Origin of the sequence: Bradyrhizobium sp. Ai1a-2, from assembly GCF_000426245.1 — a bacterium.
Lineage (GTDB): Bacteria > Pseudomonadota > Alphaproteobacteria > Rhizobiales > Xanthobacteraceae > Bradyrhizobium.
Genome location: NZ_AUEZ01000063.1, coordinates 26,099 through 50,232, shown reverse-complemented (window position 1 = coordinate 50,232; position 24,134 = coordinate 26,099). Strand labels below are relative to the sequence as shown.

At 61.0% G+C, this 24,134-nt stretch carries 23 protein-coding genes and 2 pseudogenes; 10 read left to right on the top strand and 15 right to left on the bottom strand.

Features of this window, described 5'->3' with window-relative positions:
* Positions 1-163, bottom strand: a pseudogene (locus tag K288_RS54975) (IS5/IS1182 family transposase); the annotation flags it as partial.
* Positions 164-333: 170 nt separating this feature from the next.
* On the opposite strand from K288_RS54975, the pseudogene K288_RS54970 reads away from it, so the two are divergent.
* The 4 genes and pseudogenes from K288_RS54970 to K288_RS0131290 form a co-directional block, all read left to right on the top strand.
* Positions 334-492: pseudogene (locus K288_RS54970) on the top strand (DNA helicase); the annotation flags it as partial.
* Positions 493-1,170: 678 nt separating this feature from the next.
* On the top strand, positions 1,171-1,407 hold the full coding sequence (locus K288_RS0131315; RefSeq protein WP_152535760.1) for a hypothetical protein: 237 nt from the start codon (positions 1,171-1,173) through the stop codon (positions 1,405-1,407).
* 325 nt (positions 1,408-1,732) lie between these two features.
* On the top strand, positions 1,733-1,936 hold the full coding sequence (locus tag K288_RS0131305) for a CsbD family protein (RefSeq protein WP_027583097.1): 204 nt from the start codon (positions 1,733-1,735) through the stop codon (positions 1,934-1,936).
* A 1,473-nt stretch (positions 1,937-3,409) separates the two neighbouring features.
* Entirely contained in the window at positions 3,410-3,703 is a 294-nt protein-coding gene (locus K288_RS0131290) for a hypothetical protein (protein ID WP_027583094.1), read from the top strand.
* A gap of 66 nt (positions 3,704-3,769) precedes the next feature.
* Here the strand turns inward: K288_RS0131290 and K288_RS47110 are convergent, their stop codons facing one another.
* Together K288_RS47110 and K288_RS0131280 are read right to left on the bottom strand one after the other, a co-directional pair.
* A complete protein-coding gene (locus K288_RS47110) occupies positions 3,770-4,729 on the bottom strand; it encodes a LysR family transcriptional regulator (protein ID WP_051334842.1) in 960 nt (319 codons plus the stop codon).
* Between the two features lie 18 nt (positions 4,730-4,747).
* On the bottom strand, positions 4,748-5,212 hold the full coding sequence (locus K288_RS0131280) for a MarR family transcriptional regulator (RefSeq protein ID WP_160169028.1): 465 nt from the start codon (positions 5,210-5,212) through the stop codon (positions 4,748-4,750).
* 277 nt (positions 5,213-5,489) lie between these two features.
* On the opposite strand from K288_RS0131280, the gene K288_RS0131275 reads away from it, so the two are divergent.
* Both K288_RS0131275 and K288_RS47105 read left to right on the top strand, forming a co-directional pair.
* Complete coding sequence (locus tag K288_RS0131275) at positions 5,490-7,073, top strand: porin (RefSeq protein ID WP_027583092.1); 1,584 nt, start codon at positions 5,490-5,492, stop codon at positions 7,071-7,073.
* 446 nt (positions 7,074-7,519) lie between these two features.
* Positions 7,520-8,032 (top strand): MarR family transcriptional regulator, encoded by a 513-nt coding sequence (locus K288_RS47105; protein WP_084799839.1) that lies wholly within the window; start codon positions 7,520-7,522, stop codon positions 8,030-8,032.
* Positions 8,033-8,067: 35 nt separating this feature from the next.
* Here the strand turns inward: K288_RS47105 and K288_RS0131265 are convergent, their stop codons facing one another.
* The 4 genes from K288_RS0131265 to K288_RS0131250 all read right to left on the bottom strand — a co-directional run bounded on the left by K288_RS0131265 (position 8,068) and on the right by K288_RS0131250 (position 12,000).
* Entirely contained in the window at positions 8,068-9,159 is a 1,092-nt protein-coding gene (locus tag K288_RS0131265) for an amidohydrolase family protein (RefSeq protein WP_027583091.1), read from the bottom strand.
* A 108-nt stretch (positions 9,160-9,267) separates the two neighbouring features.
* Entirely contained in the window at positions 9,268-10,143 is an 876-nt protein-coding gene (locus K288_RS0131260) for a helix-turn-helix domain-containing GNAT family N-acetyltransferase (RefSeq protein WP_027583090.1), read from the bottom strand.
* Positions 10,144-10,251: 108 nt separating this feature from the next.
* Complete coding sequence (locus K288_RS0131255; RefSeq protein ID WP_027583089.1) at positions 10,252-11,262, bottom strand: tripartite tricarboxylate transporter substrate binding protein; 1,011 nt, start codon at positions 11,260-11,262, stop codon at positions 10,252-10,254.
* Positions 11,263-11,313: 51 nt separating this feature from the next.
* Positions 11,314-12,000, bottom strand: a complete 687-nt coding sequence (locus tag K288_RS0131250; RefSeq protein ID WP_043161216.1) for a cyclase family protein — start codon at positions 11,998-12,000, stop codon at positions 11,314-11,316.
* A gap of 259 nt (positions 12,001-12,259) precedes the next feature.
* On the opposite strand from K288_RS0131250, the gene K288_RS53755 reads away from it, so the two are divergent.
* Entirely contained in the window at positions 12,260-12,427 is a 168-nt protein-coding gene (locus K288_RS53755; protein ID WP_160169027.1) for a hypothetical protein, read from the top strand.
* A gap of 209 nt (positions 12,428-12,636) precedes the next feature.
* Entirely contained in the window at positions 12,637-13,029 is a 393-nt protein-coding gene (locus K288_RS0131240; RefSeq protein WP_244443323.1) for a c-type cytochrome, read from the top strand.
* A gap of 6 nt (positions 13,030-13,035) precedes the next feature.
* Here the strand turns inward: K288_RS0131240 and K288_RS0131235 are convergent, their stop codons facing one another.
* The 3 genes from K288_RS0131235 to K288_RS0131225 form a co-directional block, all read right to left on the bottom strand.
* Complete coding sequence (locus K288_RS0131235) at positions 13,036-14,217, bottom strand: LysM peptidoglycan-binding domain-containing protein (RefSeq protein WP_244443322.1); 1,182 nt, start codon at positions 14,215-14,217, stop codon at positions 13,036-13,038.
* Positions 14,218-14,376: 159 nt separating this feature from the next.
* Positions 14,377-14,970, bottom strand: coding sequence for a hypothetical protein (locus K288_RS0131230; protein WP_244443324.1), 594 nt, complete (start codon positions 14,968-14,970; stop codon positions 14,377-14,379).
* A 77-nt stretch (positions 14,971-15,047) separates the two neighbouring features.
* Positions 15,048-16,454 carry a selenium-binding protein SBP56-related protein gene (locus tag K288_RS0131225; protein WP_027583084.1) on the bottom strand — a complete coding sequence of 469 codons (1,407 nt, stop codon included), beginning with the start codon at positions 16,452-16,454 and terminating at the stop codon, positions 15,048-15,050.
* A 517-nt stretch (positions 16,455-16,971) separates the two neighbouring features.
* Between K288_RS0131225 and K288_RS55545 the strand changes: the two genes are divergently transcribed.
* On the top strand, positions 16,972-17,106 hold the full coding sequence (locus K288_RS55545) for a hypothetical protein (RefSeq protein ID WP_256378858.1): 135 nt from the start codon (positions 16,972-16,974) through the stop codon (positions 17,104-17,106).
* Between the two features lie 50 nt (positions 17,107-17,156).
* Positions 17,157-18,707, top strand: a complete 1,551-nt coding sequence (locus K288_RS47100) for a serine hydrolase (RefSeq protein ID WP_152535759.1) — start codon at positions 17,157-17,159, stop codon at positions 18,705-18,707.
* A 194-nt stretch (positions 18,708-18,901) separates the two neighbouring features.
* On the opposite strand, the gene K288_RS47095 is transcribed toward K288_RS47100, so the two are convergent.
* The 5 genes from K288_RS47095 to K288_RS0131190 all read right to left on the bottom strand — a co-directional run bounded on the left by K288_RS47095 (position 18,902) and on the right by K288_RS0131190 (position 24,083).
* Positions 18,902-19,135, bottom strand: coding sequence for a hypothetical protein (locus K288_RS47095; RefSeq protein ID WP_043161208.1), 234 nt, complete (start codon positions 19,133-19,135; stop codon positions 18,902-18,904).
* Between the two features lie 193 nt (positions 19,136-19,328).
* Entirely contained in the window at positions 19,329-20,123 is a 795-nt protein-coding gene (locus tag K288_RS0131205) for a thioredoxin family protein (protein ID WP_043161205.1), read from the bottom strand.
* Positions 20,124-20,427: 304 nt separating this feature from the next.
* Entirely contained in the window at positions 20,428-22,611 is a 2,184-nt protein-coding gene (locus K288_RS0131200) for a PQQ-dependent dehydrogenase, methanol/ethanol family (protein ID WP_027583082.1), read from the bottom strand.
* Positions 22,612-22,947: 336 nt separating this feature from the next.
* The gene (locus K288_RS0131195) at positions 22,948-23,508 is read right to left on the bottom strand and encodes a carboxymuconolactone decarboxylase family protein (RefSeq protein ID WP_027583081.1); all 561 of its coding nucleotides are present in this window, start codon (positions 23,506-23,508) and stop codon (positions 22,948-22,950) included.
* Between the two features lie 110 nt (positions 23,509-23,618).
* On the bottom strand, positions 23,619-24,083 hold the full coding sequence (locus tag K288_RS0131190) for an Lrp/AsnC ligand binding domain-containing protein (RefSeq protein ID WP_027583080.1): 465 nt from the start codon (positions 24,081-24,083) through the stop codon (positions 23,619-23,621).
* Positions 24,084-24,134: the final 51 nt, after the last annotated feature.

Sequence of the window (24,134 nt, the reverse complement as noted above, 5' to 3'; positions counted from 1 at the left end):
GGCCCGCCTTGTCCTCATACACCGCACCGAACCGCTGTTCCAGGACCGACCAGTCGATCGTCCGCGAAAGCTTCACCAGTGCATGATCCATGTCGAGGATCGCGTCCAGCCGGGAGCGCAGAAGATCGGCCTGTCCGCTGTCGCGTCGTTCCTTTGGCTTCATCGTCCCCTCCGGTCAGACCGAGGGAATCACGACGCGCGATTCGGCGGTATCCTCAAATGCAGATTTGCAAGCTTTTGCGGCGTCAAACCCCGAAAGCTTGCAATCTCAAACCCCCTCACGACCGAAAAATCGACTCCACATCAATGGCTTGGGCGATTCTTCACGGACGACTCGTCTTTATCTCCCGGATCGATCGATCATACGATCCGTTGAAGAAGAGATGTCCTGACATTCGAGACGTCCGGCTGCCTAATCCGCTGGACTTGCGGCTGTTCAACAAGACCTGCTTCCTGAACAAAGGTGAAGTCCAGTTCCAGACCGTGAGCTAGCGCGGATCTATCCGGTCTTGCTGCTGTCGTGAGCCAAATCGATCGCGCGCGACAGGGGCTGCAACGTCCTGTTCCCCCCGTTTTGGACATCGCAAATGCTGCACTTGGCGCGTGTTAGCGCCTTTGCCGAGCTCGGCGGCAACTAATCGTTAGGATTATATCGGGACTGATTCTCGCGACTTCGATTCGTTCTTTGAGAACGAAATGAAGTCAGATGCAGAACGGCTTTGGCTTGAACGGTATCGAGAACAATTTCGGAGTCGCTGCGCGCTCAGTCTTGGTCGCCATCCTTCATCACGGCGGCGTCGAAGACCTCCGGCATCTCGGGCCGTGTCGCGTCGTCGCCGGAATTGCAGACCGGGCAGGGCGTGCCGGCACCACCGCAGTTGCAGCCCAACCGGCCGAGCCACGGCTTGGCCGCGTGGTTCTCGCAGACCCAGCGGCAATTGAGGCAGCGGGCGCATCATCTCATCTCAGAGGTTCTCCGGCAGGCCCATGAAGGGGTGTCGGACCAAAGCGCCACTTGCAGAACGCCAACGCGAAGAGCTGACTCAAGCTGGCACAAACCAATTCGTTCCGCCTCGCGACCGAGCCGTGTCCTGGTCCCGGAACCTATCACCCCAACTGAGGATTGAACTGGTGGTGGCAGGGGTGTCCCCATACACCGGAGCACGCCAAATGCAGCTCGACAGCAGAGTCTCGAAGCGCTCAAGACGCCGCATGGACGAGGGAAAATCACAGCGGCCGACACTCGGGGATCGGATTGCCCGTCTGGCCGTTGAGTTAGAGGACCAGGCTAGCAGCCTGCAACCCGGGCCTGAGAGGAATCGTCTTTTGATCAGAGCTCACCAGATGAAAGTCAACAACGACATCAACGAATGGCTGACGGCGCCTGCGATTCAGCCGCCGAAATAGCAAACAACAGCAGAGCAGACGGAGCGTGCAAGTGATTTACGCCCTCTCCATAGTTTTGGTCTTAATGGGCGGGGCAGCCGGCGCTGCCGTGCTGATCGTTGCCGGCTTGGATCCGGAGATGGCGGCGCGCCGAAACGACGATTAGCGTTTCGGTCTACCCGGTTTCTTTTTCGTCTCTCTGTGCACTTTTGAACAAACTCGCGGTCGCGACAGAGCACATCTTCCTCGATGGTCCAGACAAAAGCCGCGCGCGGGCTCGCAGCCCTTGTTGGAACAAAAGCATGCAATGTCGGGTTGGCTGAATAGTTGACCAAGGAGGAGAGCAATGGATTGGAATCGCGTTGAGGGCAACTGGAAGCAAATGAAGGGCAAGGTCAAGGAGCAGTGGGGAAAGCTCACCGATGATGATCTCGACGTCATCGCGGGAAAGCAGGACCAACTCGAAGGACGTTTGCAGCAACGCTACGGTTATGCAAAGGACCAGGCCAGAAAAGAGATCGATGACTGGTACGGTCGTCAGAAGTGGTAACTTGAGAAGCCCCGCTTTTGCGGGGCTTACTTTTTGATTGAAGGGTCCAGCTTTCGACCTCCTTCACAACAGGAACAAAATGTCGCACCGGCACGTTCTTCGCCCACAATCAGAATGGAGGAATGAGATGAGGAACTACCTTTTTGCCGCGGCCTTGATCGTGTCGTTTGCTGCCCCCGCTCTGGCTGAAGACGTTGGCGTTGGAGTTCGGGCCGGACCGGTTGGCGGAGGAGTCACTGTCGGTGAGCCTCGCGATCATCGCGACCGCGATCGGACCACCGTCATCAAAGAACGCGAGCCTCGCGAGACCGATCGAACGACGGTCATCAGGAAGGAAAACGAGGATGGATCTCGCGAGAAAACCGTCATCCATCACGACAACGACTGACTGGAGAGCTGGTGAAGACGTCGGCAACAGCCGGAGAAGCTGGAAAGGCGGCCGCGCCGTCGAGCGGGCATTCTATTGATCCGCAAGATACTGCGCGGTCGCCGAAGTCCTAGGGGCCTGCGCTGCTGCCTTTCTCATATGGGCGCGTTTTGTCGGAGATCGGAAACAGGAGCGCTCGCTCGTATTTCGCGGGCATGACCTGCGCGCAATGCTCCAAGCCAATGACCTTGAATGCCGAAGGCGTTCGTCTGCGCGTCGAGGGATCATCCTCGTCTTCAAGGGCTGCTTCGCGAGGCTCGGCCGAAACCAATCGTTAGGATTCTGTCGGAGCTGATTCTTGCGATTTCGATTCGTTCTTTGAGAACGAAATGAAGTCAGATGCAGAACGGCCCGCTCTAGTCGCCTCTCTTGCTACTCGCGGGAGGCTCTTGCCTGGGTGGTGGCGGGCTGCCCACGCTGCCGGGTGTACCACCGCTCCGTGCTCCAGGTTTGAGTGGCGGCGCGCTTCCGCCGACGGCGCCTGTGGCAGCCGCCGGGTCTCCGGGCCTGGGCGGCGGTGGGCTGCCAACGCCTTGCGCAAAAACCTGAACTGGTGCGAGCGCGAGAACCGCGGCGATCAGCATGGAGAGCTTGCTTTTTGACATTCGTTTCTCCCACTGGTGTCTTACGATAACCTTCGGGCCCGGCGCGAAGTTCCTTATCGAGCCCGGTTAGCGAAGCAGGGATGGCGCGTCTTGGCCGCCAGGCCCAAGAGCGTCGGCAACAGCCGCAGATCAAGACGTCCGGTCGATCCAGGTCGCTGCGAGTTCGATATGCAGATCGATCTCCGCCATCGGCGCCGTTGCCCGGTGACGACGGTAACGCGGGCCGTTCTGCAAGGGGCAGACTTGTGCGATTTGCGCACAAGTCTTTCAAGCGCGGCGCGCTTTTTCCGAATCGGTGTTCCGCGATAGCTCTGCCGTCAGATCAGTTGCAGCCATTGCGAGTCCAAAGGGCATGTCTCCCAAACGAATACCAGAACCACGCTGTTGCGTGGGCAATGATTGCTGCCGTGATCCTCACCAAGGCATTTACGGAGAAACAAGATGACCAGCCTCAAGACATTTGTCGCCTCGGCCATGCTGCTCTCGGCGCTGGCGGCGCCGCCGGTGTTGGCGCAGCAGGCGATTCAGGAGCCGGGCCTGCAGGCATTCTATCACCCCAACTCGGATGTGCTGAATTCGGGTGCGAGCGGCGGAAACAGGCTTGTGAACGATGCCAGCGCCTACGCGGCAATGGAAGGCGGCCGCGCGTCGCAATGCGCACAGCGGGTGCGGTCGCAGAAATCCGGATCGCGTGCCGTTGCTGCTGCGGACAATCGGCAGATTCGCTGCGACTGACGCATCGTCTATCCTGAAGCACATTCGGTTCTGATTGAATCAGAACCGAAGCTTCAGATCCGCGCTTCAGACGCTGAGAGCCGGCGCGCTTCGGTCGTTTCCCTTGTCGCGGACCTCGCCTGGATCCGCTGAAAGCAAGGCTCGAATTTCTCGCAGTCCTTCGAGGATGAAGTTCAGCACCACGCGTGTGCGTGGCGCAAGATGCCGGCGTGAGGAGTACACCACGCTGAGCGGAATGTTCGGAGACGGAAAGTTGTTCAAGACCCGCACGAGCTGGCCGCTGTGCAGGTCATCGAACACATCGACCAGCGCGAGATAGGCGATCCCGTATCCGCTTCGGGCGGCCAGATGCACCGCGCTCGCATCATTGGCGAGGAATCCGCCCGATACGCGAAATTGCTGGGTGCCTTCGTTGGTCACGAAGGTCCACATATCCGAATGCGGGCTGGTGGCATGGACGATGCAAGTATGTTCGGCGAGTTCGGCGGGCAATGAAGGTTCGCCGTGCTTTTCGATATAGCCCGGCGCCGCCACGGCGACGCGCGAAATCGTGCCGGCTTGACGAACGACCAGCGATGCATCTGATATCTCGCCGGCGCGCATCGCAAGATCGAGACGATCCTCGATCATGTCACCGATCCGATCGCTCACCACCAGCTCGACCTTCAGCCCCGGGTGATCCGCCAGCAACTCCGGCAGACGCCGTGCGAGGAAGCGACCTGCGGTACCCGTCACGCCGACGCGGACCAGCCCGATGGGAGAGGCGCTCTGTCGTCCCACGGCCGTCAGCATGCCCTCGACGCCGTCCAATATCGGTCGGGCGAGGAGGACAAGCATCTGCCCGTCATCGGTCAGACTGATCTTTCGCGTGGTGCGATGGAATAAGCGAACGCCGAAGTGCTCTTCGAGCTGCGCAATCTGGCGGGCGACCGCGGCCTGGCTGACGTCGCGCTCGCGTGCGACGGCGGAAAACGAGCGAACTTCCGCTACACGTACGAGAATGCCGAGGCTGCCGAGAAGGTCCATCGCCGGTGCCCCTGTTCCCTAAGGCCCCGCCACCTGCAGGCGCGCTTTCTCCAGCCTTTCCTTGAGAGAGAATAATTTCCCACTGAGCTCATCGAGTTCGCCGGGCGCGAACTCCGCGAAGATAAATTCGTTCAAGGAATCTCGTCGCGGCGCCAACACTTCCAGGTGCGCCAGCGCCCGGTGCGTCAGCGACATGTTGACGATTCTTCCGTCTCGACGCGATGTTCTTCTGTGAATCAAACCCTGTTTTTCGAGGATTTTTGACTGCGTTGTGACAAACGATGCTTCGACGTTCAAAATTTTCGAGACGTTGCCGACCGACAACTCGTTGTCGTCGCCGGCGTCGGCAAGAACCAGCATGATCTTCCATTGCGGGCCGGTGATTCCGAGCGTTTTCGCCCAAGAATGATAGAGTTCATCAAGCGATGCGTGGAGCGACGCTATTTCCCGACCAAACTGCCGAATAGAGTCTCGCTTCCTCATTGCGAATACATCCGCTCCGCTCTTTGGTACCATGTCGACGAGTGTATCTTGGCTGCAACAAGATCGATTTTGTTGTCATTTGATAAGGGTGTTATCTAGATCGCGACACATAAGTTCGATACTTATGGTCGGGCAAGGGGGCTGGTCGGCTCGGCGCGATAAATTTTCCGTCAGCTTGAGACACTTGTAATTGGGCATTACGCGAGGGCGATGGGTCTCAGGCCGTTCGTTCCGCTTCGACTGACACCAGCCCGTCAGATCAGGAGGTTGCTATAAAATGACTGTCGTTAGGACATTCGTACTTGGTGGGGCGGCGAGCCTCATCACTCTGGCGGGCGCGCAAGCGGCCGATCTTCCGGTGAAGGCGAAAGCCGTCGAATACGTGAAGGTCTGCTCGCTCTATGGCGCCGGCTTCTGGTACATCCCGGGCACCGACACCTGCATGAAGATCGGTGGCTATCTGCGCGTGGACGCGACCTTCAACGGCGGCATCCACGGTACGCCGGCGTGGAACGGCGATATCGGTCAGGGGAATCGTTACCGCGACTACTTCGCCGCTCGTTCCCGTATGGCGCTGACGGTCGATACCCGCACGGCGACCGAATATGGCGTGGTCCGCACCTTCGGCCAGGCCGACTTCCAGTTCTCGACGCTCGGCGGCAGCACCTTCAGCCCGAACTCGATCAACGGTTCGCTGCCGGTCGCAGGTTCTCAGCTGCTCGACACTCCCGGCGGCGGCTATGTCGCTGTCGAATACGTCTTCATTCAGTTTGCCGGTTTTACGTTTGGTAAGTCAGCCTCCGCTTATGCCACGCCGTGGCAGGGCTTCCCCGGCAACATCAACTCCAACCTGCTGGGCGGCCAGAACACCGACACCGGCGTGAACAACATCCAGTACACCGCCCAATTCGGCAACGGCGTGTCGGCCAGCATCGGCCTGGACGATCCGACGGTCTGGGACCGCACCGCGGTCTACAACCTGTCGCTGCCGCTGAACGCGACGCTGAACTCGGGTAACGCTTACGCAGGCGTTCACGCGCCAGACGTGGTCGGCAACATCCGCATCGACCAGGCCTGGGGTCTGTTCCAGATTTCGGCTGCGGCGCATGAAGTGAGCGGCTCCTTCAACACGCTCAACGCGCTCGGTGCACCGGCCGGCGGCGTGGCTCTGCCGGGTGCGGCACCGACCGGGGCGTCCGAGCTTTCCGGTCACCCCGACACCAAGTGGGGTGGTGCGGCGATGATCGGCGTAAACATCAAGAACATCCCGACCGGCCCCGGCGACGACATCAAGTTCGACGCCAGCTACGCCAAGGGTGCGACCAAGTACGTGATCTCCACCTCGTCGGCTTCGCCGAGCTTTGCGATGTTCGGCAGCAGCGGCGCCTTCGGCGCCTATCAGAGCGTCGGCTTCGGCGCCACCACCGACGGCGTCTACCTGCCGGTCGCGGCTGGCGGCGATGGCTCGCTGCATCTGACGGAAGCCTTCGGCATCCGCGGTGCCTTCAACCACAACTGGGATCCATACTGGTCGAGCAGCTTCTTCGGCAGCTATTCGGCAGTCCGGTATGACGGTGCGGCGAAGGCCTTCATGTGCCTCAACTACACCACGCCGGCCAAGGCGGTCAGCGCGGACTTCGTCTGCAACCCGAACTTCAACGTCTCGCAGCTCGGTGCGGTCACCCGCTGGACCCCGGTCAAGAACCTGACCTTCTCGGCCGAATTCCAGTGGTTCCACCTCGACCAGAGCTTCCAGGGCACCGCGCTCCTGGGTCCGTCGGCGCCCAAGCCGGCAGCCCGCTACGAGTTCAAGGATCAGGATACCTACCTGCTCCAGCTCCGTGCGCAGCGTAACTTCTGACGACAAGGCGCCGCAGCACACGTCTGCGGCTCCAGATCATGATCCGATTAGATCAATCGGATCATGATCTCTTTGTTTGAGCATGATCTCCGCGCAAACGCTTCGCGTTTTTCGCGAGGAAAAGCCGGTTTCTACTTTTCCGGATCATGCTCTAGCCAACGTCAACAGAGACCTGCCGCAAACAGATCTTCATGTTGACCTCCAGGGACCTCCGGCGATGCCCCGCCGGAGGTCTTTACTTTTCACATGACATATTGTTCACGTGACATGGTGTCCGCGCGAAATATTGTTGTTGCGCGCGGTTCCGCAATTGCTCATATCTTGTGCAGAACCAGCCGGTGAATTTCGATCTTCGCCCTAGCGTTTCCTGTGGCAGCCGATACAGCATCCTGCGCCTTGTCGGTGCCCTAGGGCCGCTTCCTTAAGAGCAGTCGGGAGCGCCGTCGATGATACCCCATCAGTCCCGCGAGCATATTGAACCAGCAGAAATGTCTTACCTTGACGGTTCCCTTGGCTATGCCCTCCACCGGGCACAATTGGCGGTATTTGAGGGAATCCTTCAGTGTTTTGCTGAATCCGAGGTAACGGCTGCCGAATTCCTGGTGCTGGTGGTGGTGGCGGAGAACCCCGGCATCAACCAGGCCGATCTCGCCAAGAGCCTCGAAGTGGAGCGACCGAGGATCGTTCCGACCCTCAACAGCCTGGAAAAGCGCGGATTAGCCAAGCGGACCCAGGTCGCGGAAGACGGACGCGTCAGACAGATCCATCTCACCAAGAGCGGCCATCAGCTTGTGAAGGTCCTGCAACGACGCGCCCGGGACCATCAGAAAAGGGTCATGGCGCGGCTCGACGAAACCGAGGCGAAAGTGATTCTCTCCTGCCTCTGGAAACTGGCAGGACGAGACTGTCCGGCCGAAGAGCGCATCCGTCGAAACGGAGCGCACGTCCGCGGCGTCTGAGCCGTCGCCGCGAACGTGCAGTGAGCTGCTGAAGATCACGCCTGGACGTTGATCAGCTTTGCCGCAGTCAGGCCGAGGACGTCGGCCTTCTCCTCATCGCTCAGCGACGTGCATGCGAAGATGTGGTCGACCGGCTGCAACTGCCACGGATAAGGATAGTCGCTGCCCAGCACGAGCTGGGACGCGCCGACCTGTGCCGCCAGATGCCGGATGGCCTCCGGCGTGAACACCAGCGAATCGAAATAGATCTGCTTGAGATACTCGGTCGGCTTCTTCTTCAGCTTGATGTCGGGGCTGCAATTGGCCGGGCCGACCAGGCAGGCATGATCCGCGCGATCCGCGTAAGAGGGCAGATAGCCGCCGCCATGCGCGGCGATGATCTTCAGGCCGGGGAAGCGGTCGAACGTGCCTTCGAAGATCAGGTGCGCCAGCGCAATGCTGGTCTCGGTTGGGTAGGCAACGAGGTTGGGGAGCCAGCCGTTGCCGGCAAGATGTTTGTTCAATTCCGCGATCCCCTGCGGATGGATGAACAGGGGGACGCCAAGCTCTTCGGCCTTGGCCCAGACCGGGTGAAATTTGGGATCGGAAAACGGCATGCCGTCGACCATGCCGCCGATGGCAGCGCCTTTCAGCCCCTGCTTCTTGACGGCCGTCTCCAGTTCTTTCACCGCGAGATCGGGCGCCTGCAGCGTCAGCGACGCGAAGGCCGCAAAGCGGTCCGGCTTGGATGCACAAAGCTCGGCCAGCTTTTCGTTCTGGATCTGCACGATCCCGCCTGCGAGCTCACGATCGCGGTTGTACCAGAACGGATTGATCGACAGCACTTCCATGTCGACCGCTTGCGCGTCCATTGCCGCCAGCCGCTGATCGAGATTGATGAAGGCTTCCTCGGCGCCGCGTACTGGAGGCACCTGCATCTTGGTTGCTTCGTTGCCGAGCAGCGCACCGGCCTCCCGGATCTGGCAATGCGCGTGAACGTCGATGGTCTTCACACGCTTGCCGTTGACGCTGACCGGCAATTTCTGGCGCGCCGGTTGCTGTGCGTGGGCGCTCCGCAGCAGACCGCAACTGCAGAACAAGATGCTGGCGGCAGCGCCGCCCTTCAAGAAGTTTCGACGGGTGGTCACGAAAGTTCCTCCCAGTTTTGTTTCTTAGTGCCGGCAAGGTAAGGTAGAAAAGGCGCCCTCAGCAAGGCAGCCAGTGCGCGCCGCACAAAATGTGACCGCGGCAATTTTTCAGAGGTGCTTTTCGAAGAACGTGTCTGGATATGGATCGTCGTTGAAACGCGCGATCTCGGTCCAGCCGCTGTTGCGGTAAAGCTGCTGCGCCTCGGGCAGCGCGCTGTTCGTATCGAGGCGCAGGACCTTGATGGACAACTCGCGGGCGATGTCCTCGGCGGCCTCCATCAGACGACGTGCAAGCCCAAGGCCGCGTGCCGACGGCGCGACCCACAACCGCTTGATTTCCGCGACCTCGCCGCCACCGCCCTTCAGTCCGACACAACCGATCGGCAGGCCGTCCGACATCGCGACAAGGAAGGCGCCGCGTGGGCGGACCATGTCCACGGCCTCCGGATCGCGGGACAGCGAGACGTCGAAGCCGTTCTCGAAGCGGCGCGCGAGTTCGGCATAATATTCGCCGAGGCAGTATTTGGCGTCGTCGTCTCTCGGGTCCATCTCCTCGAGCACGATGCGGCCGCGCCCGAGCGCGGAAGCGACCAGGTCCATCGCGCGCAGAAGTTCTTCCTGCCGCGAATGACGAGCCAGGAAGTCCTTGGCCTGGGCATTGGAGAGCGCTTCATAAGCGCGGAATTCGGAACGCCCGGCCTTGGTCAACCGGGCGACACGGCGGCGTGCGTCCTCCGGATGCGGCACGGTCTCGATCAGGCCTTCATCCTCCAGGCCGCGTAGCAGGCGGCTCATCAGGCCGGAGTCGAGCCCCAGATAGTCGCGGATCGCCGCGACATCCGACTGCCCATGTCCGATCGCGTTGAGCACACGAGCGGTGCCAAGCGGACGCCCGCGCCCGAGAAACGACATGTCGAGGGCGCCGACCTCGGTGGTGACGGCACGATTGAAGCGGCGGACGCGCGCGATGGGGTCGAGCGGCATGATATCTGACTTTAGTCAGATAAATCGTCGTGTCAACCGGACCGGAATTTGGGTGACGTCCTGCGCGTTGCCTATCAGTTCCGAAATCACCGTCTCACGTCGGCGCGGTTACACCGGCTTTATGCCGGCCTTTGCAATCACGTCACGCCATTTCGGGATTTCATTCTCGATGCGCGTTCTCATGCCGTCGGGTCCGTTGGCGATGACCTCGAAGCCATCATTACGCAACTGCTCAGCGATTTTCGGCGTCTTCAGGATCGCGATCGACTTGGTTGAAAGCAATTCGATGATGTCCGGTGGCGTTTTCGCAGGGGCAAGAAATCCCTGAAACGTGTCCGAGATGAAATCCTTGTAGCCAAGCTCGACCATGGTCGGAACGTCAGGCAGATCGAACCAGCGATGCGCGCCGGTCACGGCCAGCGCCTTCAGCGCGCCTGATTTGATATGCGGATGCGCCGGCGGCAGCGCCGCAAAAGCCACCTGCGTGGTTCCGGCGAGGATCGCCTGGATCGCAGGCCCCGCACCCGAGAACGGCACATGAGTCATATTGGCCTCGCAGACGATCTTGAAGAGTTCGCCTGACAGATGTGGTGTCGTTCCGATCCCGGGACTCGCGTAGTTCAGTTCGTTCGGATTGGCCTTGGCGCGCGAGACGAGATCGGCGACCGAATTCACGCCGAGATCGGGGGACACCAGAATCACGTTCGGCGAGGTGCCGAGTTCGGCGATTGGCGCAAAATCCTTGTACGGATCATATGGGATTTTGGCGTAGAGCCCGGGATTGACGACGTAGGCGCTCGAGGTGACCAGCAGCGTGTAGCCGTCAGCCTCTGCATGGGCGGCGGTCCCGATGCCGATATTGCCGCCCGCGCCGGGACGGTTCTCGACCACCGCAGTGCCGCCGATCGCCTGGCCGAGATGGGTTGCAAGGACGCGCGCGATGATGTCGGTCGGCCCGGCCGGCGCGAATGGCACGATGATCTTGATCGGGCGATCGGGATAACTCCCTGCGCTGGCCGGCCTTGGCCTGAGGCTTGCACCTGTTACCAGACCGATCAACGCTCCGCCGGCGCGCAGGATCTCCCGGCGCGACCGGTGTTTGTGTTTCCTCTCGTGCATTTTTCTTTTTCCTGTTCTGTCCCTAAGGCGGGATGACTTTTCGTCAACGCTCTACATGTCGAACACCGCGACCGCGCGGATTGGCGAGGCCGTGCCTTCGCGCCACTTCATCGGCAGACCGATGAAGGTGAACTGTCCCTTGCCGAGCAGCGCTTCGAGATTGCAAAGGCTTTCGATGTGGGTGATGTCCAGATCGAGGCATGCCTTGTGCACCAGCAGATTGACGTCGCTGTCAGGCCCTGGCCGCATCGAATCGATGCCGAAATGCACGATGCCTTGGCTGGCCAGCCACTCCGTGGCGGCGACGTTTACGCCGGGATTGTCGGTCGAATAGGCTTTGCGCGGAAAGGTACGTTCGTGATGACCCGTGCATAGCAGCACCGTGCCGCCTTTCGGTACGCCGACGCCGGATTGCTTTACGGCGGTTTGAAGATCGGCGGGCGAGATTTCGGCGCGCGGCACGATGTGCCGCAGGTCGAGGCAGATGCCCGGCACAATGCATTTTTCCAAAGGGTACTGATCGATCGATATACCTCGCGGCCCGAAATGCCGCGGTGCATCAATATGGGTTCCGCCATGATCTGCCATCGAGATGAACATCGACGACAGTCCGTGCACATTTCCGGATTCTGCCAAGGCTTCTTCATGGTTCTTCCACATGCTGTGGATGATCGGCGGATGGCCAGGATAGCTCGGCGTACGATGATAGAGCTCACGGCTGAGGTCGACGATCTTCATGAGGTGCACCTTCCTGGGTGGGGAACTGCGGACGAACGGCGTCTGTGCATCGCCGGCCGAATGAGCTTGTTCGTTGGCGTTGCACGCCATTGATGCGCATTCGGGGGCGTGCTTGGTCCCGCCATCCTACGTTTGGTGAAGGCTTCCCTCAACGCGTCATTACAATGCGAACGAATCGGCGAGCCTGCGACGCGTTAACCTCATCTATTTACAATCCGTAAATACCTCCAGGCGCAGCTTTCGCATCGGAGGTGCTGCGATGCTCATCTACCCCGTACCCGTCGAAGTGACGAAGGCGAGGGTTCAGCTTCTTGCCTATCAGTTGGAAAAGGCCCCGCCTCGTATTGTCAACGAAGCCGTCCTTGACGTCTTCGCAGCCAAAAACAAGGTCGAGCGCGACGCCGTTGCCGTCGACATCAAGGCGTAGAGCGCACTGACGTCTTCTCGTCAGCGCGCTGCCTTTCACTTGCGCAAGAGTTCTGCGCAAATACTCAGCCCTCGCAGAATCCACCCCTCACGTTGCGCCGACGCGACCTCCGTTGAGCACAGCGGTGCGGACCTATCGGAGCGTTCGGGCGTTGATGGCAGACCATCCCGGTGATGGTGGCGTCATTGTCTCACCGCGAGGTCGCGCGAATGAAGCGGCAGTTCATCATGGCCCTCGGCGGGATAACGTACCTGCTGGCGTCGTCGGCTTCCGGGCAACCGGCGGCGCAGGGCGCGGACGCGTCGGGACAGCAGCTCTTCAACAATGCCTGCCGCACCTGTCACACCACGAAAGAGGGTGACAATCGCTTCGGCCCTCATCTGCACAACATCATCGGCCGGAAGGCCGGCTCGTTGTCGAATTATCGCTATTCCGAGGCGATGCAATCTGCTGACATCGTATGGGACGAAGACAAGCTCGGACGCTTCATCGAAAATCCGGAGGCGCTGGTGCCGGGCAACGGTATGACGCCCTATACCGGAGTGCGGTCCGCCGAGGACAAGGCGAAGATCATCGCTTTCCTGAAGTCGTCCGGCCAATGAGGGCCTTCAGTGCGCCGGCACGACGAAGATCTGGCCGGGATAGATCCGGTTGGGGTTGCGGATCTGCTCCTTGTTCGCCCGGTAGATCACAGCATAGCGCTGCCCGGCGCCGAACGCGCGCTGGCTGATGCGCCAGAGGCTGTCACCGCGGGAGACGGTGGCAGTCGTGATCTTCGGCACCACCACGGCGGAAGGCGCGCCCTTGTCAGGCGGAGCGGTCGTCTCGGCAGCGGCCAGTTGCGGCTTGGTCGTGGCAGCTTCCGCGGGCTTGGCCTGCGCCTGCACGGAGGCGGTCGTCAGCGCGCTCGGAACGTTGAACGGCACCTCGGCGCGCGCGCGGACCGAGCCGGAAGATGGCTCCACCTCGTCCAGCCTGATCCGGTAGTTGCCCGCCGCCACGCCCGCGTTGATCGTGACGGAGAGACGTCCGCTGTCGTCCGACGTCACGGCGGCGACAAAGCTGTCGTTGAGATAAAGCCTGACCGCAGCGCCCGGTCGCGCGCGACCACTGACACGGAGCTTTCCGCCCGGCTCGGTCTCGACCGCTTCCACCACGATCATGCGCTCTGCCGCCGCGCCCGGCACCGGGACGGGATCTTGCGAGAGCACTTTCACAGGTTTGTCGGGCGCTATCAGCGCCACGATCGGCTGCTCCTTTGCGGAGGGCTCGAGCGCCACCGCGACGCTCTGCCTGGACGCGGTCTCCTTGCCGTCGGGCTGCTTGACGCGCAGGGTCAGATCGTAATTCCCCGGCGGCAGCGGACGCGGGATCATGGCGAATTGTCCGGATTGATCGGCGACGATGCGATCGTGCACTTCGCCGTTGCGCAACAGCTCCACCGTCGCACCCGGCGTCGCCCGGCCCGCGACGACGGCATCGCCTGTCGGTTCGATGCGGACAATGTCAAACTCCGGCGTGCCGTCGCTGACAGCCGGCGCCGAAGGCAGTCCCGTGAGCGCGGTTGCGAGGTTCGCTGCCTCTGATTGCAAGGCCGACAGAGTGGATGATGCCGGATCGCGCTTTTCCGTTGCCGGATCGGTGGCTGCCGGTGCAGTGGCGGTTGCGGAATTCATGTCGACCGGCCGCATCAGCTGCGCGGGAGGGACGAGGAAAAAGAGCGCGACGACGCCGGCGACGGCAAGTGCCAGGATCGGCACGACCATTCGGCTTATCGACGTGGCGCTCATCATGTTCATCCGTTTGGCCGAATCGCTCGCTGGCGCGAAGCGCGGTATGCCCGGAACAGTGCTCCGATCTATTCCGTCCATCAAGTAGCCTTCAAGTCGTAGGAGAATCTGCGGATTGGTCAGTCTGACTGACCTAATTGGAGGTGCTGCTCCGGTTCCTCAACGCCAGTGCACGAGATTGATCGCGAGCGCTATTGCCCCCACCAGGACCAGGCTCACCGCCCAGACCGTCTCCAGATTGAACCAGCTTCTCGCCACGTATCTCACGCCGAGATAGCGATACACCAGCCACGCCAGGCATCCGCCCGCGGTGATCATCGCTGCAGTGTGGACCAGGGCAACGAGCAGCGCCATCGCGAGGTTCTGGTTGACGACGCCTGCTGCCGCCTCATGGCCATCATGGATGCCGGAAGGCTGGCAGAGCCCGAGATAGAGCGGCAGGATCATCAACCCGGCGCCATGGGCGATTGCAACCGCGAACGACCACAGGCCGAGTTGCGTCGGCGGTATGCGTGCCAACGCGCGGGGATGCCGAGGCCTGAGCAGTCGCGTGAGGCCGAAAGCGATGATGAGCAGGCTGGCGCCGGCCTGGATCTGGCGCTGCCATTCGACCAGCGCGATCAGGAGCGCGAACGGCAGCAGCACCAGCAGCATCGCCAACAGGTGGCCGACCGACAGCGGCAACAGCGCGCTGACGAGTGCGCGCGGGGATTTCTCCATCAGCCCCGCGGCGACCGCGAGCGGCCAGCCCATGCCGGGATTGATCCCGTGATAGAGGCCGCTCGCGACAATGCCAAGCCAGAGCCAGAGGGCTGCCGAGCTTGCTTCGCTCAATTCCAGACCGACGGATAGCAGAAGGAATCCGTCGAGCAGTCGCCGCCTTCAAGACGGATCTGATGCGCGCGGTAGCCATCAGGGAAGCCCACGAAGTAGTCGCGCGCGAGCTCCAGTCCGCCATTTGGACCGACATTGGCCATCACCTTGGCGCCCGGCACGCCGTCGGGATAGAACTGGTCGTCCCAGCTCGAATAGAGCGAGTTGGTCCAATACACGCGTTTGCCGTCGCGGCTGATCTCGACCATCTGCGGACCGCCGGCGAACGCCTTTCCGTTGGGATGAGGCGTGCGGCGCGCGATGCCGCCGATATGCACGGAGCCGGCCAGCTTCGGCTTCCTGGGATCGCTGACGTCGTATTGGCGCATTTCGCCGGTGCCCCAGCACGCGACGTAAAGGAAGCGATCGTCCATCGACAGGTCGATGTCGGTCACCAATGGCGGCACCGCACCGAAACCCTGCAGCAACGGCGGCAGCTTTTCCTTCGGCGCGGGCTCGGCCGGAATCGTCGCCGTCTTCTCGATGTGGAACTTGCCGCCCTCACGCCACCAGGTCCAGATCGAGCCTTCGAGATTGGTGGTGTCGACGACGACGCCGGCGAAACCATATTCCTTGACCGGATCATGCGCAGGACGCACTTCGAGCGCCATCTGATGGTTGGCACCGAGATCGATGGTCTGCACATTGCGGCGCGCGCGCAGATCCCAGAAATGGAGCCGGTGGCCGTATTTGTTCGACAGTAGGTCTTCCGGGACGATGCCGTTCTCGAATTGCGGCGGCAGCCCCCACTCGCTGCTCACCATGTAGTCGCGCGGCAGATTCCACCAGAAGTCATAATGCAGCGTCTGCGGGCCGCGATCGATCTCCCAGCGCCCCAGCACGTCGAAGCTCTCGCAGTCCATGATGAAGATGCCGGGAGGCCCGTTGGTGCCGTCCTTGCCGCCGCCGCCGAGTGTCGAGACATAAATGCCGTCCGGCCCGCAATGGATCGTATGCGGCCGCGAGTAGCCGGTCTTGTCGAACACTTCCTCCGGTTCGATGATCTTGTGCAGCTTCGCCTGGGTCGGATCGGGCTTGGTATCGATGATATAGATCCGCGAGGACCGCAGCCCGGGGATGATGAGATAGCGGCGCTCGACAAAGGCGTGTCCCGTGAGCGGCGACAGTGCGGAGGAGCAGGCGTTCCAGCCGAAATGGTGGAATTCATCGCCCTTGTTCGGCATCGTCACTGTATGGACGATCTGGCTGTAGGTCTTTGAGCCCGGCTTGACGTCGATCACCGCGAGGGCGTCGGGCTTCGAGAAATCGGGACTAAGCAACAGCGTGTAGGCAAAATTCTCCGGCGGTGCTTCCATGGCGAGCTTTGGCGACGCATGGAACGTGGGGTCCGGTCTCATCGTCATGACTTCCTCCGGGTTATGTCGGCTTGTGTGCCAACGGCTCGGACGCTCGGAGCCTGAAAACGGCTTGCTTTGGGGACTTGCGATCAGGACTCCGGGGACGAGGGTTGACGCCACCAGCTTACGGCATCGCGCGCCCGCGCGGAATATGCTTGCGGCCGATCCGTAGTGCGGCGAGGGCTCTGCCGCGGAGTTCTTCGCCATCTGCGGTGCGTAGCACCGCGCTCGCGGTGGCGCCGGATGCGCAGCTATCTCCATGATTCCGGTATTCTTCCGTCAACCAAGTTCATTCAGCTTTCGTCTACAAATCCCTGCCAGCCTGTCATCATTGCAAATGGTCGCGATTGGGGCGCGATGACGTTTCCTCGAATCGTGATCCCGCTCTAGCTCTTTGTTTGAGCGCGATTTTTCGAGAACCGGTAGCCACTCTGCCGGATCGTGCCTTGGCGACAGCGAATTCCGGAATGATTTGAAACCCGGACCAGCCCGGTTGGCGGTCTCTTCCACAAAGGAGGCCCGTATGCTCAAGGGCTTCGCAATTGCGGTTCTGGTGCTGCTTGGCGCATTGCAGCTCGATCAGTATTACTACGCAGGCCAATACACGGATGCTACACTGTCGATGCTACGACAGATCAGGCATTCGTTTCGGATCTGACGCTCGGCGCTGCCTGTCGCTTGGCGACAGGCGCGAACCGCGAGGGTCCAATGCGTTTCAAAATGTTGACGCTTGTTGGGTTAGTCGCGAGCTTCCACTCGCTTGGCGCATTCAACCGGCCTGCTGCCGCAACTGACGATCAAGGTCCCCAGGAAATCCTTTGGCCGACAAAATCCTGGCAGACGTCGAGCCCCGAAGAACAGGGGATGGACTCAGCGAGTCTTGCCCGGCTGATAGAGAATGTCGGCGCTTATAAACAGGACAGCCTGACGATCATTCGCCACGGCAAGATCGTAGCTGATGTCTCCTACGCTCCGTACATCGCCGGGATCAGCCACGATGTGAGATCCGTGACCAAGAGCGTCGTCGGCACGCTGACCGCCATTGAACTGCAGAAGGGCGACCTTGATAGCGTTGATCACCCGGTCATCGACCTGTTTTCAGACAAGCAGATCCAAGACGTCGATGACCGGAAGAAGGCGATGACGGTGCAAAGCCTCCTCGACATGACATCGGGCATCGAATGGCTGCAGAAGGCATATCGTCCCGGCGAGAAAATCATGACGATGTACGAGAGCCCGGATCGGACAGCCTTCGTGCTAAACCAGCCGATGGCTGGCGCGCCCGGCGCCAGTTTCAACTACAATGGTGGCAACCCGTATCTGCTGTCCGCGCTCATCAACAGGAAGTCCGGGCAGAGCGCCCTCGATTTTGCAAAGAAGGAGCTGTTCGAACCGCTTGGCATCCACAGCGCCCGATGGGGAAATGTGGATGCGCAGGGTGTGACGGACGGCGAAGCGGGCCTGTATCTCGCGCCACACGATATGGCCAGGATCGGATACCTGTATCTTCACAACGGGCAGTGGGAAGGAAAACAGCTTATCCCGCCTTCATGGGTCGAAAGGGCAAAGTCCGGGCCCGTGGCCGCGACGTCCGGATTCCACTACGGAAACCTGTGGTGGTCGTATCCCGAAAAGGGTGCCTATATGGCGCGCGGCCGGCATTCGCAATTGATTCTTATCATACCGAGGCTGGATGTTATCGTCGTTATGACCGGAGCCCTGCGGGATACTGAATCCTATTCGACCTCCGATCTGATAGACGACATCTCCCACGCGGTCAAAGCCGACAAGCCGCTGCCCGAGGATCCCATCGCCAAGGCGTTATTGACTGAAGCGACACGCCGAGCTGCGACGGAAAAGCCGTACGCCGTCGGCGGCACGCCAGAGCTGGCCAAGGCGGTTTCGGGAAAGGTCTATCATTTCTTCGACAACAGGCTGCGACTGAAAAGTTTCACGCTGAATTTTTACGACTCGGATTCCTCGTGGGTCATCACGACCTATACCGACGAGGGGGACGGGCGGTTCACAGGATTGGTTGGACTGCACGGAGCCTATCGCAAGAGCCCTCCGGCGCTGTATGGGATCAATGCCGCAAGGGGACGCTGGACCAGCGAACATACGTTTGTGATGGAGCGCCGGATTCTGGGGCATAGCGAAATCCAGACCTGGGCGTTGACCTTCGACGGCGACAAAGTGAAGGTGAATTTCGAAAATACCGACGGCTTCACGGCGGAGCTACGAGGCGAGACCACCGAGTAAGTGCGGGCGGACGGATGTTCGCCTCGCGGCCGACATTGAATGTCGGCACTCGTACCGATCCTCAAGGAATGGTCGCCGCCGTTCGCCGCCGTTCGCCGGCTATCACCGGCTGGTGCAGCGCGCGCTACGGGCGTTCATCGATGTCGTAAAGGATGTCGGTCGGCATGCAATGAGCTGCGGCGGCAGCCAATCCTTCACGACCGCTCGCTTGGAATGAGCGGCGCTGAGTGCCCGATGCGGGGCCTGCGGCCAAGCCGGGATACGTCGACCGGAGTGATTTCTCCGTCGAGCCAGTCCTGCTCTCGCGCCAGAGCTCTCCAAGCTTCTTCCATGCGCTTGAAGTGAGTTTTCATCTGTCGGTCAGTTGTACGCTTGGCAAGCTTTGAACAGGTAACGGCGTTATCCAAGAGATGCTGCGATTGCTTCATGGAAGATCCTCCCGTTTCAGTGAAACGTAGGCGATCGACAAGGCCATTCAACGAAACTTCCATGACGATTTGGTCACGCTCATGAACACCTGTTCATCGTGAGCTCGCAGCCGCGAGTAAGTCTCCAACATGGAGTTGCGGCCCGCCCCTGCGCCGTCCGCACGGCGCAGGGCTCAGTGACTGGAAGCGCGGCTCAAGGCCTGGTGTCGGCGTCCTTGTTCCGGAATGCTTTCTCTCCGGCATCAGACACTTCGACCCACGTCTTGTCGGGTGCGGCTTCTGCAACGTAGTTGTCGTGCCAGTTCCACCACTTGTAGGTCGGGGTCTGGGGATAGCCTTCGGGCGAGTCCTCCCAGACCTCCTGCCGGCCCAGCGGCGTGATGTCGAGGTAATTCCAGGTGCCTCCCATCTGCTCGTCGCCGCGGTTGTTGATGAAGTAGGTGCGGAACACGCGGTCGCCGTCGCGGTAGAACACGTTGGTGCCGTGCCATTCGTTCACACCGAAGTCGGTGTCGAAGCCGTCGGTGATGGTGAACCACGGTATCTTCCAGCCCATCCGCGCCTTCAGCCGCGCGATGTCCGCCTGCGGCGCACGAGAGACGAAAACCAGCGTGGTGTCGCGGGCGTTCAGGTGCGCGACATGGGCAACCTGGTCGGCCACCATCGAGCAGCCCCGGCAGGCATGGTCGGGCCAGCCGAACACGCCCGGTTCGAAGAAAGCGCGATAGAGGATGAGCTGACGCCGGCCGTCGAACAGATCGAGCAGGCTGGCCTTGCCTGCGAGCCCCTCGAACGCATACGCCTTCTCCACCGCCATCCAGGGCATGCGACGGCGCTCGGCGGCGAGCGCGTCACGGGCGCGGGTCTGCGCCTTCTCCTTCACGAGCATCTGCTTGCGGGCCGCTTCCCATTCGAGCGGCGACACGACCGATGGTGTGTGCATCGCGGGCTGTCCGCCCTTTTGTCCGTTTTGGGCCGATGTGTTCATGGCTCTTGAAACCTCCTGGTTTGGGCGAATTCCCGCGCCTCGTAGCGTGAGGCACAATTCCACTCGCCGCTCATGGCTCGTCGTTGGTCATGAGACAGCGTGACACCGGAGATCGAACGGTGGGAGTAACAAGTGTGGCGCTATTTGGTTCGAGCCGGCAGCGGACATAGCGATGGCTTGACCGATTTTCAGCTCGGACGCGTGTGCGGACGATGATATCGCGAACAGCAGCTTAGGGGATCGCGCACGATCTGCGGAGCGTAGACCGTGCGCGGTTCGAAAGGCCCAACTGGCCTAAGGTCAGCTACTTGCGCGCCGGCCTGACAGCGTCGGCAGTGCCCTGGATGAAGGCCTGGATTTTCACAACGTCCGCTTCTGTCAGCTTGCCAGTGAAATCAGGCATGCCTTTGTCGCGGAACGGACCGTCGAAGACAATATCCTTTAGATTGGTGATCTCTTCGGCGCGAACGTAGCCGAGATTTCTGATGTTGCCGCCGCGATTGACACCGGGCACACCATGGCAGCCTGCACAGGCCGCGACATAGATGCCGGCGCCGTCCTGAACATCCTTCGGATCGTACTTCACACCCTGCAGGAGACCTTCGGTCTGGTACTTCACGAACTCCGGCAGCTTCGCCTTGCCGCCCAGCGCAAATGTATAGACCGTTCCCGGGTTCTGGTACTCGGTCACTCGCTGAGCAAGGCCGAAAGCGCCGCCCCAGCCGACCGCAATCGAGACATACTGTATGTTATCGATCATGTAAGTTGCGGCAGCCGCGACCACGCCGGTACCGGTCGGGCTTTCCCACAGCTTGGTTCCCGTTGCTGCGTTATAGGCGACGAAGCGGCCATCCGCTGTCCCCTGGAAAACCAGGTTGCCCGCGGTGGTCAGCGTACCGCCGTTCCACGGCGACACGTGCTCGACTCGCCAGACTTCCCTTTGATGCACCGGGTCCCAAGCGAGCAGTCGTCCAAATGCAGACGACTTCGGAGGCGTGCTGTTGAAAACGACGCCGATATTCCCACCCAATATGGAGCCAGCCTTGCCCGGCGTAGCGGCATTCTGCACAAATGACTTTTCCGGCGTCAGACTAACCGGTAGGTGCTGCGCCGGAATGTAGACGAGGCCGGTCTGGGGATTGAACGACATTGGGTGCCAATTGTGAGCTCCGTCCGGCCCGGGAATGGAGTCGTATGGATCGTCGCCACGCGCAGCCGGCAGCTCGATAGGCCGCCCGTTGGCGTCGTATCCCGTCGCCCAATTGACATCGACGAAGTTCTTGGCCGAGATAAACTTGCCATTGGTACGATCGATGACGAAGAAGAAACCATTCTTCGGCGCGTGCAAGATCACCTTACGCAGCGCACCGTCGATCGTAATGTCCGCGAGGATCATCGGCTGGGTCGACGTGTAGTCCCAATTGTCGCCGGGCGTCTCCTGGTAATGCCAGATATATTGCCCTGTGTCGGCGTTGAGCGCGACGAGCGAGGCGAGGTAGAGATTATCGCCGCCCGACGGACTACGGATTTTGCGATTCCAAGGACCGCCGTTTCCAGTGCCGACATAGACCATGTTCAGGTCGGGATCGAACGTGATCGTGTCCCACGGAGTGCCGCCGCCACCATTGAGCCAGTATTTGCCTGCCGGATCCCAGGTCTTGGCCGCGGCTTCCATCGAAGCGTCCTCAAACGGCTTCGATGGATCCCCTGGTACAGTGAACCAGCGCCAGAGTTGATTACCTGTCTCGGTGTCGTACGCCGTGACATACCCGCGCGCACCGTACTCGGCGCCGCCCTGGCCGATCACGACCTTGCCGTTGAACGCACGAGGCGCGCCGGTGATCGTATAGGAATGCTCGTGGTCGATCAGCGTATCCTTTTCCCAGACCTTCGCGCCGGTCGCGGCATCGAGCGCGATCAGGCGCCCGTCATAGGCGCCCACGAATACCTTGCCCTTGTAGATGGCGACGCCACGGTTGACCACGTCGCAGCAGCCCCTATAGGCCTTTGACCGGTCGACACCTGGATCGAACGACCAGAGTTTTTTTCCGGTCCGCGCGTCGATGGCATGGACCACGCTCCAGGACGCCGATTGATACATGATGCCGTCAACGACGACGGGTGTCGCCTCGACACCGCGCGATGATTCAAGATTGTAGCTCCAGACCAGCCCAAGATCCTTCACGTTGTCGGTGTTGATCTGATTGAGCTTGCTGAACCGCGTTTCGGCGTAGTCGAGGCCGATGGTTGGCCAATCCTTGGATGTTCTCGCGTTTGCCTTGATGAAGTTGCTGTCGACCGCCGAGGTATTCGCCCTGATGCGGTCGAGCGTCGCATTGCTGACGCTCTGCGCCGACGCATTGAAAGGCAGGAAAAGACCAAGGAGAGCTGCAAGAACGACTTTTATGTCAGTGGAGGAAATCTGAATCCTGAGCCGACGTCCCGGCGTCGTCTTCAGCCGTTCACCCTCTGCGTTTGATCGCGGCATGTGTCGTCCCCGGTTTACGAGTGCTTGCGCGCTCACCGAGAAGCGATGCTTGCCTATGCCCACGCCCACGGCTTGCGCTGGTTGATAGGGCGCATTCAAACTGTCTCCTGCTACTGCAGTGTTTCAGTCCGCCAAAAGGAGGTTGCGGTTGTAGGCGAGCGTTCTACGCAGGCTGAGAGGACTTGGACCGCGCGGTCCGAAGCGGGCGAATGCGCGCCTCATTGCCGGGGCGTTGGCTGAGTGCCAAAATCGCTCTCCCGGGTCGTGGTGCGGCGCTGACGTCCCGGGTTTCGCGTTCGCTCCACCCGGGCTACGCAGAGTAGAGCTACGCTCTGGTCAATCCGGCACCGGCACGTCGAACGTGTTCAGCGTGACCGAGACCATGCAGTAGACGCCGACGAGATAGGACAGTTCGGCTGCGCCGTGCTCGCCGAACTCCAGCACCGCCGCGCGATAGGTCAATTCCGGCAGCACGCCGCCGTTCACGAGCGCCGAGGCCATGTCGTAGGCGACCGCCTCCTGCCGCGTCAGGTCGAGCGGGCGCTGGCCGGCGACGATGGTGGCGAGCTTCTCGTCGGAGAGGCCGCGCGCCTCGGCGACCAGCACATGGGCGTAGAGCTCATAGCCCGAGCGGAAATGCGATCCGGTGACGAGGATCGCGACCTCGCGCACCGGTGCCGGCAGCAGCGGATTCGAGGCGACGGCCTTCACCAGATCCCAGACCGGCTTGCCGAATCGCGGCTCGCGCAGCCAGGGATTCCAGGGGCCGAGCAGCGCGCCGTCGGCGCGCATGTTCACGAACCCTTTGAAGTGGTCCTGGATACCCTTTCGCATGTCGTCGTAAAGCGGCTTCTGCTCGGTGGTCAGTTCGGTCGGATCGAGGATGGGAAGGCGCACGGCAAAGCTCCTCTCTCTGATGAAAACCAAAAGACGGTTCGAGCGTCGCGTGCATGGCGGCACGAAGCAAGTGAAGTTGCCGTGACAACCGTTCGGGCAGGATCGTCAGCTCAAAACTCCAGCGGCGCATTGTCCACCACCTCCTTCATCACGAAGAAGGTTCGCGTCTGCCGGACACCCGGCAGCGCGATCAATTGCTCGCCATGGATGCGGTTGAAATCTTCCATGTCGCCGACACGAATTTTCAGGAAATAGTCGAAGTCGCCAGCGACGAGGTGACAGTCGAGGATGAATTTGAGTTTCGCGATCGCCTGCTCGAAGGAAGCAAAGCTTTCGGGCGTGGAGCGGTCGAGCACGACGCCGACCATCACGAGCGCGCCCTTGCCGACCTTGCGCGGCGTGACGATCGCGCGGACCTCTTTGACAAAACCGTCCTCGAACAAGCGTTGGGTGCGGCGGTGGCAGGTAGCGGGGCTGACGCCGGCCTTGTCAGCCAGTTCGGCGTTGCTCAACCGGCCGTTCTTCTGCAGCAATCGCAGGATCTTGAGGTCGATGCGATCGATTCCAGTAGTCATGGAAGATTCTTTCACGATAGGGAGGCTTTATGAGAGAACTGGCGGCGCAAG